Source organism: Photorhabdus machadonis (assembly GCF_052657765.1).
On record NZ_CP199761.1, the window covers coordinates 4413715 to 4428836 of the forward strand.

10 protein-coding genes and 1 pseudogene are annotated in these 15122 nt (G+C 42.7%); 10 read left to right on the forward strand and 1 reads right to left on the reverse strand.

Features of this window, described 5'->3' with window-relative positions; all coding sequences use genetic code 11:
* The first annotated feature begins 1 nt into the window (after nt 1).
* From ACUN2T_RS21335 to hpaC, 8 genes are all read left to right on the forward strand, one after another.
* Nucleotides 2–871, forward strand: a complete 870-nt coding sequence (locus ACUN2T_RS21335; RefSeq protein WP_445494918.1) for an RNase A-like domain-containing protein — start codon at nt 2–4, stop codon at nt 869–871.
* A 17-nt stretch (nt 872–888) separates the two neighbouring features.
* A complete protein-coding gene (locus tag ACUN2T_RS21340) occupies nt 889–1473 on the forward strand; it encodes a contact-dependent growth inhibition system immunity protein (protein WP_445494920.1) in 585 nt (194 codons plus the stop codon).
* Nucleotides 1474–1517: 44 nt separating this feature from the next.
* A complete protein-coding gene (locus ACUN2T_RS21345; protein WP_445494921.1) occupies nt 1518–1844 on the forward strand; it encodes a contact-dependent growth inhibition system immunity protein in 327 nt (108 codons plus the stop codon).
* Nucleotides 1845–1884: 40 nt separating this feature from the next.
* Nucleotides 1885–2199 carry a hypothetical protein gene (locus ACUN2T_RS21350; protein ID WP_445494922.1) on the forward strand — a complete coding sequence of 105 codons (315 nt, stop codon included), beginning with the start codon at nt 1885–1887 and terminating at the stop codon, nt 2197–2199.
* A 247-nt stretch (nt 2200–2446) separates the two neighbouring features.
* On the forward strand, nt 2447–3193 hold the full coding sequence (locus ACUN2T_RS21355; RefSeq protein WP_445494923.1) for an SDR family oxidoreductase: 747 nt from the start codon (nt 2447–2449) through the stop codon (nt 3191–3193).
* A 219-nt stretch (nt 3194–3412) separates the two neighbouring features.
* Nucleotides 3413–6280 (forward strand): RHS repeat protein, encoded by a 2868-nt coding sequence (locus ACUN2T_RS21360; protein ID WP_445494925.1) that lies wholly within the window; start codon nt 3413–3415, stop codon nt 6278–6280.
* A gap of 322 nt (nt 6281–6602) precedes the next feature.
* Nucleotides 6603–8165 carry a 4-hydroxyphenylacetate 3-monooxygenase, oxygenase component gene (gene hpaB / locus ACUN2T_RS21365; protein WP_445494927.1) on the forward strand — a complete coding sequence of 521 codons (1563 nt, stop codon included), beginning with the start codon at nt 6603–6605 and terminating at the stop codon, nt 8163–8165.
* A gap of 20 nt (nt 8166–8185) precedes the next feature.
* Nucleotides 8186–8704: a 4-hydroxyphenylacetate 3-monooxygenase, reductase component gene (gene hpaC, locus ACUN2T_RS21370; RefSeq protein WP_445494929.1), complete on the forward strand. Its 519-nt coding sequence runs from the start codon at nt 8186–8188 to the stop codon at nt 8702–8704.
* A gap of 240 nt (nt 8705–8944) precedes the next feature.
* Here hpaC and ACUN2T_RS21375 read toward each other — a convergent pair whose 3' ends face one another.
* A complete protein-coding gene (locus ACUN2T_RS21375) occupies nt 8945–9664 on the reverse strand; it encodes a class I SAM-dependent methyltransferase (RefSeq protein WP_445494931.1) in 720 nt (239 codons plus the stop codon).
* A gap of 1003 nt (nt 9665–10667) precedes the next feature.
* Between ACUN2T_RS21375 and ACUN2T_RS21380 the strand changes: the two are divergent.
* Together ACUN2T_RS21380 and fdnG are read left to right on the forward strand one after the other, a co-directional pair.
* A pseudogene (locus tag ACUN2T_RS21380) lies at nt 10668–11541 on the forward strand (IS630 family transposase).
* A gap of 524 nt (nt 11542–12065) precedes the next feature.
* Nucleotides 12066–15113: a formate dehydrogenase-N subunit alpha gene (fdnG, locus tag ACUN2T_RS21385; RefSeq protein ID WP_445494932.1), complete on the forward strand. Its 3048-nt coding sequence runs from the start codon at nt 12066–12068 to the stop codon at nt 15111–15113.
* Nucleotides 15114–15122 lie beyond the last annotated feature (9 nt).

The following is a 15122-nucleotide window of genomic DNA, read 5'->3' on the forward strand; positions in this document are numbered from 1 at the left end:
CATGAATAACGTCAATTATTTGACTGATGATGCTGTGGATTCAGAATCTGAAAATGGGTTACGCATTATTTTGTCGCCGGTTCAGTTGGCAGCGATTCTGTCGGATAATACCATTACTGAAGAAGAAACCTGGAGTAACCGAATATTAGGGGGGGCGGGTTTAGCCGCCGGGGTGGTTGAACTTATTGGTGCCGGCGGTCTTTGTCTGGTACCCGACCCGACAACACTAACTAAAGCGGCCTGTGTTATTGTCGGGACACACAGTCTTGATGTAATGAATGCTTCTGCCAGTCAAATAATAACCGGCAGAGAAACCATGACGGAAACTTATCGCGCGGCGGTAGATTTAGCAAAAGAATTTGGTGCTGATGATTATACCGCGTCTGAAATAGGGCTTACCGTTGATATCACTGTACCGCTTTCATTTGCTTCAATGGTGGGAGCTGTTAGAGTTGCCTCTGTTCGGGTAGGCAGAATTAAATTAATTGAGCATGAGTCAGAGACTGGATTAAAACCGGGTGGTCATACTTTGGCTAAACATGTTGGGTTATCGGAGCAGGAATTGAGAGCGAGATTTTTAACAAATAAAAAAATGGAAGTATCAAGTTCTTTTTATGATATAAAAATCGCAGAGACAGTGATTTCAAAAGTCTTAAGAAATAATCAAATCAAAATAACTTCCATGTTAAAATATGCCCCAAAAGGATTAAGATTAGAGATGGATTATATTTCAAGCACCCCCATTGGTATTAGTGTGACTAGAGGATCACAAAATGTAGAAAAATTATATAAAGTCAGAGTCGTTTTAATTCACTCTGAATATAATGGTCAACCGTATTATATATTGACCGCATTTCCAAAACCCAATTGAAATATATGGGGATAAAAATGGAACTCAATCGTTTAATCGACACTTATTTTAACCAAGATTGTTATATATTTGGCGAAATAACAATAGATGAGGTAATAACTGAGTATATAAATAGCGAACCTCCCATGCTTATGAAAGAATTAATAAAAGATATTGATTACTTTATCCATAATTCCGAAGATGTAGAAAGAGAATTCGAAGAACTGCATCGTCATAGTTTTAATTCTGATTTATGGGAAATTACTGCTTTAAACTTTCTAAATCATGTATCAGAAAGAGTACAGGATTATTTAGAATTCAATGGAGAAAAAATGGAACTAAATCGTTTAATAGGTGCTTATTTTAATCAAGATTGCGAAATAATATCTGGTCCAGAGATTGACGATACGATAAATGACTATCTTGAAACAACAACTAAAGGGATGAAAAGAGAATTATTAGAGGAGATCAAGTCTTTTATCCATAATTCTAAAGATCTAGAAAAAGAATTCAGAGAACTGTATCGTTATGATTTTAACCCTGATTTATGGGAGACTACTGCTTTAGACTTTCTAAATCATGTATCAAAAAGAGTACAAAATAATTTAGATAACGATAACTAACCATAGTATTTTTATATAGTTAGCACACACAGAGGTTTAATTTAATGAACGAACAGTATCCATTTCTAGATATTTTAATGTACGCTTATTTCAATCAAGATTACGATATAATATCTGGTCCAGAACTTGATAACGTCATAAATGACTATCTTGATACTGCAAGTGAAACGATGAAAAGAGAGTTAATGAAGGAGATAGAGTCTTTTATCCAGAATTCAGGAGATATAGAGAAAAACTTTCAAGTACTCTATTATAGTTCTAGTTTCTGCCCTAAATTATGGAATGCCACAGCACTTGAATTTTCAAATCATATATCTCAAAGAACCCAGAGTTTTTTAAATGCACATCCTGAAAAAAAGATGAGTAATTAAAATTTCTTTAATACAACCGTAAACAAAGAGGTTAAATATAATGGACATGAGAGAAAAATTGCAGTACGTAGATAAGCTGAAAAATGCTATTGATAATAATGATTTTGAATCATTTCACAAAACATTCAATGAGTTGCAAGGAAATCATCTTAATATTGCACCACTAATATTATTAGGAAATATTAATCATCTTATCCGTGACGCTAAAAATATAAAAGGATGTTTTAGCAACCATCATTATGATGCAGCTGATCCAAAGTTATGGGAAGCTATTTCCGCCATATTAGAACATCTGAATCAGTCATCAAAAATAATGCAAAGTTATATAAATAAACACCTTGAAAAGGATAAATAAATCAACCTTATTTTCGTAAAATTTTTAATAAAAAAACGCTTTTGAAAGTAATAATTTAATTATATATTACACTTCAAAAGCGCTATTCAACAGTAATAATACGCTATATATTAGCTGAACTTACAAAATAAAAACCTTAGGTAGACTCACATAATAATTACATTATAATGCCTTTGATTCCAATATATGGAAAACTGTTACCGTAGATTTTCTAAATTATACACGCTAGAAAGTAAATGAGAAAACCATGCAAAAAATCACATTAATTACGGGTGGATCACGCGGCATTGGTCGTGCAACGGCTTTTTATCTGGCAGAAAAAGGACATCATATTGGTATTGGTTACCATACTAATCAAGATAAAGCTCTGGAAGTCATTAAAATTATCCGTCGTATGGGCGGTAAAGCTATCGCCATTCAGGTCGATGTCGCTGATGAAAAACAAGTTATCGAACTTTTCCAGAGAACCGATACAGAACTTGGATGCATAACAGGTTTGGTCAATAACGCCGGAATACTTAAACCACAAGCGTCTATTGAGCAATTAACCGCTGATCGCTTAAATGATATTTTTGCCACCAATGTCGTGGGCAGTTTTCTCTGTGCACGGGAAGCCGTTAAAAGAATGTCTTTACGGCATGGTGGTCAAGGTGGATCAATCGTCAATGTTTCATCAGCAGCATCCCGGCTGGGATCACCGCATGAATATATTGATTACGCGGCATCGAAAGGCGCCATTGATACTTTAACAATCGGTCTGTCTCTGGAAGTCGCAGATCAGGGAATTCGGGTAAATGCCGTTCGCCCCGGATTTATTTATACCGATATGCATACCGATGGCGGCGAGCCAAACCGGGTTGAACGGGTGAAAAATTCCCTCCCGATGAAACGTGGCGGACAACCGGAGGAAGTCGCCCAAGCTATAGCCTGGCTGTTGTCGGATGAAGCTTCATACGTGACCGGGAATTTTATTGACCTGGCCGGAGGGAAATAGAGCAACATGCAGGAAAGAAACCAGAAAATAAAAGACGATCCCTATTTTCAATTACCCCCGAATTAATATCTGGGGTCTATTATTAATTAGCTGGACTCGCTATCAATACTAAGGCTGATCACCGCTATCTGGATAAATAATATGCCAAAACGCGCATCCAGCTTAATGCAGATAAAGCTGCAATTACAGGAATTATCAAATATAACAAAGAGATAAGTCATGAAAAACAGTGATCCAACACTTTATCAGCGCACGCCCACCGTCAGCGTCTACGATAACCGTGGCCTGACTATCCGTGACATCGGCTTTCACCGTACCGTTGCAGGAGGTGATACGGATACCCGTATTAACCGCCATCAATATGATGGTCGTGGGCGTTTGATCCAAAACATTGACCCACGTCTATATGATGTCAATTCAGCAAAGCCTAATTTTACCTGGCAATATGATTTGATCGGCAATGCCCTGCGAACAGAGAGTGTCGATGCAGGGCGTACTGTCACCCTCAATGATATAGAAGGTCGTCAGATATTGCTTGTAACGGCAGCTGGTGTTACCCAGACTCGGCAATATGAAGCGACCACCCTGCCCGGCCGCCTGTTGTCTGTAAGCGAACAGGCTCCAGAAGAAGAAACACCCCGCATCACTGAACACCTTATTTGGGCCGGTAATACGCAGGCAGAAAAAGGCCATAACCTTGCCAGTCAGTGTGTACGCCACTACGACACAGCCGGGCTGAATCAACTGAAAAGCCTGTCATTGACCGGAAACATTTTATCTCAGTCCCGTCAGTTACTGGCCGATGGGCTGGAGGCAAATTGGACAGGAGACGATGAAACCCTCTGGCAGGCAAAATTAAACAGCGAAACTGACACAACACAGAGCACTTTTGATGCTACCGGCGCTTTACTGACTCAAACCGATGCAAAAGGCAACCGACAACGTCTGGCCTATGATGTCGCCGGGCAATTAAAAGGTAGCTGGCTGACGGTGAAAAACCAAAGCGAGCAAATAATTGTTAAATCCTTGACCTATTCCGCCGCAGGACAAAAGTTACGCGAAGAACACGGTAACGGCATTATCACTGAATACCGCTATGAACCTGAAACCCAAAGGCTTATCGGTATCAAAACCCATCGCCCGTCAGATACCAAAGTGTTACAGGATTTACGCTATCAATATGATCCGGTAGGCAATGTCATCAATATTCGTAATGATGCAGAAGCCACACGCTTCTGGCGTAATCAGGAAGTGGTACCGGAGAATACCTATACCTACGATTCCCTGTATCAACTTATTAGTGCAACAGGACGAGAGATGGCTAATATCGGCCAGCAAAGCAACCAGCGTCCTTCTCCGATCCCTCTTCCTACTGATAACAACACGTATACCAATTATACCCGCACTTATGATTACGACCGTGGGGGCAATCTGGCTCAAATCCGGCACAGTTCACCCGCTATCCAAAATAACTACACCACAGATATGACAGTCTCGAATCGCAGTAACCGGACAGTATTGAGTTCACTCACCGAAGATCCAACACAGGTAGATGTATTGTTCGATGCAGGCGGACATCAAAAAACATTGCTGCCGGGGCAAAATCTGGTCTGGAATGCACGGGGGGAGCTGCAACAAGTAACGCCGGTAAACCGTGAGAATGCCAGTGATCGCGAATGGTATCGCTACGGTAACGACGGCATGCGACGGTTAAAAGTCAATGAACAGCAGACCGGTAACAGCACACAGCAACAACGAGTGACTTATCTTCCCGGATTAGAACTGCGTACAACGCAAAATGGCACAACTACATCAGAAGATCTGCATGTTATTACCGTAGGTGCCGCCGGTCACGCACAGGTACGGGTGCTGCATTGGGAAACTACACCACCAGCCGGTATCAGTAATAATCAATTCCGTTACAGCTATGATAATTTGATTGGTTCCAGCCAGCTTGAACTCGATAGCGAAGGGCAAATTATTAGTCAGGAAGAATATTATCCATTTGGCGGTACAGCGCTGTGGGCGGCAAGAAACCAAACAGAAGCCAGCTATAAAACCCTTCGTTACTCAGGCAAAGAGCGGGATGCAACCGGACTCTACTACTACGGCTATCGCTATTACCAGCCATGGGTAGGCAGGTGGTTAAGCGCCGATCCGGCGGGAACCGTGGATGGTCTGAATCTGTACCGGATGGTGAGAAATAATCCAATTACTTTATATGATAATGATGGTTTGGCACCTCCACGAGTGAGAGCCCGTCATCCTGATTCAGAGGGGGAATCAGAAAGCGAAGACAGTAGCATTGGTTATCGTGCATTGAGATCTGATGAGCATCCCTCTATACATGGCCTTCGTCCTCCAGAAGGAGCAAATCTAAATATTTCTGCTTATGCTCATGTTAGAACAGGGACAAGTGCAAAGGTCAAATCCCGTTGGATCTCCTATAGCCGTTCCTTGAAAGTTGCAGCAAGCTGGGCAGCCTCAAGTGGTAGCGGTAGAGTTGTTAAATTCCGAATAAAGAAAAATAACCGATCTTTTGATCTAACCAATAAAAGTGATCAGATCAGAATGCTTCAGGAACAAGCTACTTCATCTCATAGCGAAATAAATCTTGATCCTAATAAACACCCAGCAATTAACTTTGCTAAAGGATCTCAGGAGGGACTTGTTTACGGAAAAGTTGATAAATCACAAATTATCGCTGAATATCAGGCTGAAAAAACTACAGAACTTGAATATTCTGAATATAAGAGATTGAAAGAAAAAAATACTCCTGATGATGCGTGGAAGTTAATAAAATCGCGGACAACGGTTATGAAAAAGATTGATGGAGTGAAAGTTAAAACCACACCAGAACCTGTATTAATAACAGAGAGTTATAACGAGAGTAGTTTTTTAAATCAAGCCAGAGGAGAATGGGATGAATTACAGAATAAAGCATCACCGTTATTAATAGGACATTTAGAAAGTGAAGGATTGTCACCATACGAAATGGATTATATTTCAAATAAATCTGAATATAAAAAATATCGTGAAGATGTTCGTAATAGTATTGCTAAATATAGAAACAACCTACGTAACTAAATAATATAAAAGCTTTTGAGTCTGAACATAATCCCGTTCAATTATTCTCATCTCACTAATGGTGACCGTCTAAACGGTCACCAAACTCGATAATAAGTAGATTCCCCTTAGCCACAAAAACATCGCCTGGATCACACTTTAGTCACAAATCGCCATTTCCCAACGAAAAGTACCAGCGAACCTTCCAAAAATCTATTCAAGAAAAGCCGTTCTGAGGCTTCAATTAAGAAACACAAAATAAACATTAAATTAACATTTCCGTGCCAATATTGATTATCTTTATATCAAGATCGGCGCTTTTTATTCAGACTGTGAGGTAGACATGAAACCAGAAGATTTCCGCGCCGATAAAAAACGCCCGTTTACCGGTGAAGAGTACCTGAAAAGCCTTCAGGATGGCCGCGAAATTTATATTTACGGTGAGCGCGTAAAAGATGTCACCACCCATCCCGCGTTCCGCAATTCTGCTGCCTCAGTTGGTCAATTGTACGATGCCCTGCACGCGCCTGAAACCCATGATGCTTTATGCTGGAATACCGATACCGGCAATGGCGGATATACTCACAAATTCTTCCGCTTTGCCACTTGCGCTGACGATCTGCGCCTACAGCGTGACGCTATCGCTGAATGGTCACGTCAGACCTATGGTTGGATGGGCCGTTCACCTGACTATAAAGCGGCATTCGGCAGTGTGTTAGGCGCATTCCCGGAATATTATGGTCAATTCGCTGATAACGCCCGTCATTGGTATAAAAAAATTCAGGAAACGGGGGTATATTTTAACCATGCAATCGTTAACCCCCCCATCGATCGCCATAAACCCGCAGATCAAACCCGTGATGTTTTTATCCAACTGGAAAAAGAGACGGATGCCGGTATTGTCGTCAGCGGCGCAAAAGTGGTTGCGACCAACTCGGCTCTGACTCACTATAACTTTATCGGTTTTGGTTCCGCGCAAGTTATGGGAGATAACCCTGATTTCGCCCTGATGTTTGTCGCGCCAATGGATGCCGATGGGGTAAAACTGATTTCCCGTGCATCTTATGAACTGGTAGCCGGTGCGACAGGTTCCCCGTTCGATTATCCTTTATCCAGCCGTTTTGATGAAAACGATGCGATTCTGGTGATGGATAAGGTCCTTATCCCTTGGGAAAATGTGCTGATTTACCGTGATTTTGACCGCGCACGTCACTGGGCGGTTAAGGGCGGTTTTGCCAGCCTGTTCCCGTTACAGGCTTGTGTGCGTCTGGCGGTGAAACTGGATTTTATTACCGCCCTGCTGCAAAAGAGCCTGGAATGTACCGGCGTGATAGAATTCCGGGGAGTTCAGGCTGATCTGGGTGAAGTGGTTGCCTGGCGTAACCTGTTCTGGTCGCTGAGTGATGCTATGTGGGCAGAAGCCAAGCCATGGCAAGGCGGTGCTTATCTGCCGGATACTCAGGCAATACAAACTTATCGCGTAATGGCTCCAACCGCTTATACGAAAATTAAAAATATTATTGAAAAAAACGTCACCAGTGGCCTGATTTATCTGCCATCCAGTGTCCGTGATATGAATAACCCAGAAATTAATAAATACCTGGAACGATATGTTCGTGGTTCCAACGGTATAGATCACGTTGAACGCATCAAGGTTTTAAAACTGATGTGGGATGCCATTGGCAGTGAATTTGGTGGTCGTCATGAGTTGTACGAAATCAACTACGCTGGCAGCCAGGATGAAATTCGTCTGCAATGTCTGCGCCACGCCCACGGTTCCGGCAATATGAAGAAAATGATGGATATGGTTGATCGCTGTCTTTCTGACTATGATCAGAACGGCTGGCTCAGACCACACTTATACAACAATAACGATATTAACCAGTTAGATACGCTGCTGAAATGATCGGTAGCAGGAGGCCAATTATGTCTGTAGAAAATGAACATCGCCTGCGTTTCAGAGATGCGATGGCGAGCCTGTCAGCAGCAGTGAATATCGTCACCACCGATGGTCCTGCCGGATGCTGTGGTATTACTGCCACCGCAGTATGCTCGATCACCGATACGCCACCCACTCTGATGGTATGTCTTAACCGCAATAGTGCTATGAACGCGGTTTTTCAGGAAAATGGCCGCCTGTGTGTCAACATCTTAAACCATGAGCAAGAATTGATGGCACGCCACTTTGCGGGTATGACCGGAGTCAGTATGGAAGAACGTTTTCGCTGGAATATCTGGCAAAAAGGTCCGCTGGGCCAACCTGTGTTGACCGGCACCCTCGCTAGCCTTGAAGGTGAAATTGAGCAGGTTCAGGAAGTCGGCTCTCATAATGTGTATCTGGTTCACACCAAGCATATTACCCTGAGTGAACAAGGCCACGGCCTGATCTACTTCAAGCGTAATTTCCGTCCGGTTATGCTGGAAGCTGTCGCCGCCGCAGTTTAACAACCGACTGATTAAGCTCTAAGCTGTTCCTCCAATATTCAGGCCATAAACGGCCTGAATAGCTTTCTTTGCTTGCTTTATTCAGTTAACAATTCAACTAAATCCTCTTCCTAACCATTTTTGACATTCACATGATGAATATGCTGTTAAATTCTATATGCAATCTTTATGTTCGTGTGATCAACCATTGAGAATCTATTTTAACCTCGCAAGGAATTCCATCAGTCAGATATGGAGCATCTAGAATTTAGTCGCTTTGAACATTGCGAAAGGTGGGTAATATCGTAGACCTTCAGTATCTTTTGAAGCATCAGCGTCACTGTGTTCAAAAAGCTCAATAGTTTTGAACCCGGCCTCATTCAAGGTCTTGTAATATGTATCTTTATGCCAATGCGTATCCAAAATCTTAAAAATACACCCATTTGGCAGCTCTAAATACACTGGCCTGGTTTCTCCATCACTGTATTTTTTATTTAGATCACCACTCATAAAAGAGCTGAACTTAATCCCAACGGAATCCGGATTGGTATCCAATACGTAAAAAATGCCACCAGGTTTTAATGTCCTGTGAACTTCCTTAGCGATTTTCAAAAGATCAGACTTTTCACTGTTAGTAACGAACACATAACAGCATATAGCTGCGTCGAAAGTATTATCATTGAAGTTAAGGACATCCGTTGTGATTTGATGATAAGAACTATTGCCACGATTGATGTTACTGGAAGCTTTGTCCACCATGGTTTGTGAAATATCGACTCCCGTTACCGTCTTGATGCCCCCAGCAATTAGCCGACGTGACACTTTCCCACCACCACAACCGTAATCAAGAACTGATATGTTTTGCCCCAAGCTCTCCTTAAGGTTCTCAATCAACGGCGTGTACCCAAGTCTCTCCTCCAAATAATCATCATATTGATCGAATAAGTTTGAAACCTCTTCATTCATCCAGTCAGTATTCATTTGTCATCTCATATTCATTTATGTGTAGTCATAACCCAAAAAGGACTAGATTCGCCTATTTCAGCCCGCTCAATAAAAAGATCTGTGAAATGGATGGACGTTTTCAATCAGCATATCAGGCACGCACTCCCCGCTTCGGAAATAAATGTTCATTTTGAAGAGACGGAGAATTTCTATCCAGTACTCGTCTAGTGGAACCTGATTTATATCGCTCAAAGGCAATTCAGAGCAACGAATTGTCTTCTCGTACTCCAAAACCTTGGATACCACTGAAAAATCCGATTTAAGCATTACAGGCGGTAAATATATTGGCTCAAATGTTTCAAATGGACGATCCCGTACGAATTGGACTTTCTCTTGAATTGAAAGTGTATTTTCGGGGCACATCATATTTAGCAATATTGTTTTTTCCTTAAATTACTCACGTTCCTCCAACCCCCATTGTGAAAAAAATTCAATATCAAAATGACACAAATATAACCATGTGTATATGAGCATTATCTATATATTGAGTTCAGTCACAATATTCCTTCTTTTACAGAAGGTTTCTTGGATATATTTTCATTCTAAAAATAGTTTTAAAAAAATAATAACTAACCCGAGTTCTGGATAAGAAATTGACGAGAAGCCTGTTCCAAGAGCAAAGTTTTGGTGTACGCTAAAAACAGCTCCGAGGTGGAACAGGCTATGGACAACTTAGTTGAAGTTTTCTGTGATAATGAGAGCGTAAATAGGCTTTCTTTACAGAATAAGGGGATTATAAAGGCAGGGGAAGTTTATTCTGAAAACAACAAGAATGAATTAATGTCATTCTTAATAAAATATCACAATAAAGTTTAAGTTAATTTAGTGGAGAGATGTTTTCCTGTAATAATAGGGAGTTGTTTCAAGTGCTATAATAAGATGAAAATACGAAATCATTAATAGCTAACTTTTAATGGTATATACCCGTAATCATTGAAGATGCTTGATTTTATCCGAAATGGAGATCATTATTCTCGCTATGAAAATATTTATTACATCAGAACAAAAAATCAAACTTGAACGTCTTCACGACACCACTCGTGATGGTCAGGTACGAGACAGAATAAAAGCTATCCTTCTGGCTTCTGAAGGGGGGAGTTCTGTGATGATAGCCCAGGCATTGCGACTCCATCAGACCACTGTTGACCGCCATATCAGTGATTACCTTTAGCATTCCCGGCATGAATAAATGGCTACACCGTCAGGGTTTTTCTTATAAAAAACCTTGTGGCGTCCCTCATAAATTCGAGGCAGAAAAACAGAGACAATTTATTGAATATGATGAAAATCTTAAAATCACAGCGAAAGACGAACCCATCCTTTTTCTTGACGCGGTTCACCCGACTCAAGGCACCAAACTCGGTTATGGCTGGATGCGAAAAGGCGAGAAAAAAACCGTCAAAACAACAGGAAGCCGGACTCGCCTGAATATATTGGGCGCGCTCAACCTGAATGCCATTGGTCGTACGGTGTTCCAGGAATATCAAACCCTCAATGATGACAACATTTGCTGTTTTTTCAATGAAATAAGGAAGTCTTATCCTGACTATCATCAAAAAATTCATCTTATTGTGGATGGGGCGGGTGACAACAAAGCTCATCTCGTGAAGGAGTGGGCTTATGTTAGCAATATTGAGTGACATTACCTTCCTCCATACAGCCCAAATTTAAACCCGATAGAGCGATTATGGAAGGTCATGAATGAACAGGTTCGAAATAACCGTTATTTCGCTGATAAACATGAATTTCGAGACAACGTCTTCAAATTTTTCACCACAACGCTACCGGATATAGCGGACTCGCTGATGTCTAGAATTAACGACCATTTTCAGGTGCTAAAAACGGCATCTTGAAGTTTCTTGGGTATATACTGACCCAGTTTCATCATTTGCTGGTAATATCCATGATTCTGTTGGAGTAGCAAGAATAGCAAATGACTTAGTACTACAGCCGTACTTACTTCTCTCAATAGAAAAGACACTCATAGAAAAGCTTAATTCATGCGGTTTCTCAGAGTTGTGAATATTACCGTCAAAAGCACCACCTATACCAATATAAGAATTTGATTTAAAAGGTAAAAAACAGACCGAAAACAAGAATGAAAAGGGGTCTGAGGTGAGTAGACCCCTATTAATATTATTTATCATCTTACAGCCATTTTATCCCTATTTAGCAACATAATACGCTTTATGATATTATGGATAATGGTAACCTCAGGTAGTTTAAACTCATCAATGCAGTGGGTTCTCCGCGATACCCAGGAATGTTTTGAATGAAAACCGAGCCGGGCTATGAAAGCAATTTCGCCTTATTCGTCAAGGTGTTATGGCATCAGAAGTGAAGCAATGTCGTCATTCAAAAAATAAGGAGAAGACCGATGCAGGTCAGCAGAAGAGCTTTCTTCAAGATCTGCGCAGGTGGTATGGCGGGAACAACAGTCGCCGCGTTGGGATTTGCGCCAGCCGTGGCGCTGGCTGAAACTCGTCAGTACAAACTACTGCGCTCACGTGAAATTCGTAATAACTGCACTTATTGTTCCGTTGGCTGTGGCATTCTGATGTACAGCTTGGGCGATGGTGCTAAAAACGCCAAAGAAAGCATTTTTCACATCGAAGGTGATCCGGATCATCCGGTCAGCCGGGGTTCTCTGTGCCCAAAAGGGGCTGGAGTGCTCGATTATATTCGCAGTAAAAACCGCCTTCATTACCCCGAATACCGTGCTCCAGGTTCTGATAAATGGCAACGTATCAGTTGGGATCAAGCAATTGGACGCATTGCCCGTCTGATGAAGGATGATCGTGATGCCAACTTTGTTGAGAAGAATGAAAACAATGTCACCGTCAACCGCTGGCTGACAACGGGTATGCTCTGCTCCTCTGCGGCCAGTAACGAAACCGGTATTCTCGATCAGAAATTCACCCGCGCGATGGGCATGATCGCCATTGATTGTCAGGCACGCCTCTGCCACGGTCCGACAGTATCGGCCTTGGGGCCAACATTTGGCCGTGGAGCCATGACCAACAACTGGGTCGATATTAAAAACGCTAACGTTGTTTTGATCATGGGTGGAAACGCCGCTGAAGCGCATCCGGTAGGTTTTAAATGGGTGATTGAAGCAAAAATCAAAAACAATGCTCAAGTAATTGTGGTTGATCCGCGTTTCAATCGCAGTGCTGCCGTAGCTGATTTTTACGCACCGATCCGTGCCGGCTCAGATACTGCGTTCTTACTGGGTGTGATCCGCTATTTGATGCTCAACAACAAAATCCAGTCTGAGTATGTTAAAGCTTACACCAATGCGGGTTTGATTATTCGTGAAGATTATCAGTTTACAGACGGTTTATTCAGCGGCTTTGATCAAGCTACCAAAAGTTATGACAGATCTTCGTGGCATTACGAAACCGATGAACAGGGTTATGCCAAACGGGATGACACCTTATCCCATCCACGCTGTGTATGGAATTTGCTGAAAAATCACGTTGAACGTTATACCCCGGAACAGGTTTCTAATCTGTGTGGAACTTCAAAAGAGGATTTCCTCTATATCTGTTCTCAACTGGCAAGCACCTCAGTAACCAACCGCACTGCAACTATTCTCTATGCACTGGGCTGGACTCACCACACTGGCGGTGCTCAGATTATTCGTGCCGCCGCAATGGTTCAGCTACTGTTAGGTAACGTGGGAATGCCAGGCGGCGGTGTTAACGCATTACGCGGTCACTCCAATATTCAGGGCTACAGTGACCTTGGTTTATTGTCGCTTAACCTGCCCGGTTATCTGCCTCTGCCAAGTGAAAAACAGGAAAATCTCACCACTTATCTGGCGCAAACCACACCAAAAACCCTGGTGCCCAATCAGGTTAATTACTGGAAAAACACACCAAACTTCTTTATCAGCTTGTTAAAAGGTTTCTGGGGCGAACACGCCACAGCAGAAAATGATTGGGGTTACGACTGGCTGCCTAAATGGGATAAAAGCTACGATATCCTGACTCAGGCCGAATTAATGACTCAAGGCAAAATGAACGGCTACATCGTTCAGGGCTTTAATCCGCTGGCAGCATTCCCGGATAAAAACAAATCAAGCAGAGCATTAGCTAAACTAAAATATCTGGTGGTGATCGATCCGCTAGCCACAGAATCATCCAACTTCTGGCAGAACCACGGTGAGATGAATGATGTGAATCCGGCTGATATTCAAACCGAAGTTTTCCGCCTGCCCTCTTCCTGTTTTGCCGAGGAAAATGGATCGATTGCCAACTCAGGTCGCTGGCTGCAATGGCACTGGGCGGGGGCTCATCCACCGGGAGAAGCCCTGCACGACGGTAAAATTCTTGGCAAGCTGCTGATGCGTCTGCGTGAACTCTACCGTGAAGAAGGTGGCGCTTATGCCGATCCTATTATGAATCTGTCATGGGATTACCAAAATCCTGAAGATCCGACACCGGAAGAGATTGCCCGCGAAGCTAACGGGAAAGCATTAGAGGATATTAAAGACGAAAACGGCAATATCATACTGAAAAAAGGTCAGCAACTTTCCAGTTTCTCCCAACTGAAAGATGATGGTTCCACATCCAGTTTCTGCTGGGTCTACACTGGCTGCTGGACTGAACAAGGCAACCAGATGGCTCGTCGTGATAACTCGGATCCATCCGGTTTGGGCTGTACTCCGGGCTGGGCGTGGGCGTGGCCACAAAACCGCCGGGTGCTCTACAATCGCGCATCGGTTGATCCACAGGGCAAGCCGTGGGATCCGAACCGTGAGCTGATCAAATGGGATGGCAGCAAATGGTGTGGCTTTGATGTTGTTGATTACAGCAATGCCGCGCCAGGAACCCATGTCGGGCCGTTTATCATGCAGCCAGAAGGGGTTGCCCGCCTGTTTTCCATTGATAAAATGGCTGACGGGCCATTCCCTGAACATTACGAACCGATTGAATCACCTATCGGCACCAATCCACTTCATCCAAATGTGATCTCCAACCCGGTTGCCCGCATCTTTCATGCCGATGCTGCTTCTATGGGAGAAGCAAATGAATTCCCTTATGTTGCAACAACTTATTCCATTACCGAACTGTTCCGTCACTGGACAAAACACGCGCAGCTTAATGCCGTGATTCAGCCCGAACAATTTATTGAAATCGGTGAAACACTGGCAACAGAAAAAGGCATTATTCAGGGAGATGAAGTCAAAGTTTCTTCCAAACGCGGTTTTATCAAAGCCAAAGCGGTTGTCACCAAACGAATTCAGCAACTGACCATTAACGGCAAGCAAGTTGAAACTATTGGTATTCCTTGCCATTGGGGTTTCACAGGAGCAACCCGGAAAGGTTTTCTGGCAAACACTCTCACACCTTCCGTGGGTGATGCCAACGCGCATACACCAGAATACAAAGCGTTTCTGGTGAATGTGGAAAAAGTCTAACAGGAGCGA

What these genes read in the sequence shown, in the direction of transcription:
- ACUN2T_RS21335 (WP_445494918.1), top strand. Translation starts at nt 2, where the DNA reads ATGAATAACGTCAATTATTTGACTGATGATGCTGTGGATTCAGAATCT.
- ACUN2T_RS21340 (WP_445494920.1), top strand. Translation starts at nt 889, where the DNA reads ATGGAACTCAATCGTTTAATCGACACTTATTTTAACCAAGATTGTTAT.
- ACUN2T_RS21345 (WP_445494921.1), top strand. Translation starts at nt 1,518, where the DNA reads ATGAACGAACAGTATCCATTTCTAGATATTTTAATGTACGCTTATTTC.
- ACUN2T_RS21350 (WP_445494922.1), top strand. Translation starts at nt 1,885, where the DNA reads ATGGACATGAGAGAAAAATTGCAGTACGTAGATAAGCTGAAAAATGCT.
- ACUN2T_RS21355 (WP_445494923.1), top strand. Translation starts at nt 2,447, where the DNA reads ATGCAAAAAATCACATTAATTACGGGTGGATCACGCGGCATTGGTCGT.
- ACUN2T_RS21360 (WP_445494925.1), top strand. Translation starts at nt 3,413, where the DNA reads ATGAAAAACAGTGATCCAACACTTTATCAGCGCACGCCCACCGTCAGC.
- hpaB (WP_445494927.1), top strand. Translation starts at nt 6,603, where the DNA reads ATGAAACCAGAAGATTTCCGCGCCGATAAAAAACGCCCGTTTACCGGT.
- hpaC (WP_445494929.1), top strand. Translation starts at nt 8,186, where the DNA reads ATGTCTGTAGAAAATGAACATCGCCTGCGTTTCAGAGATGCGATGGCG.
- ACUN2T_RS21375 (WP_445494931.1), bottom strand. Translation starts at nt 9,664, where the DNA reads ATGAATACTGACTGGATGAATGAAGAGGTTTCAAACTTATTCGATCAA.
- fdnG (WP_445494932.1), top strand. Translation starts at nt 12,066, where the DNA reads ATGCAGGTCAGCAGAAGAGCTTTCTTCAAGATCTGCGCAGGTGGTATG.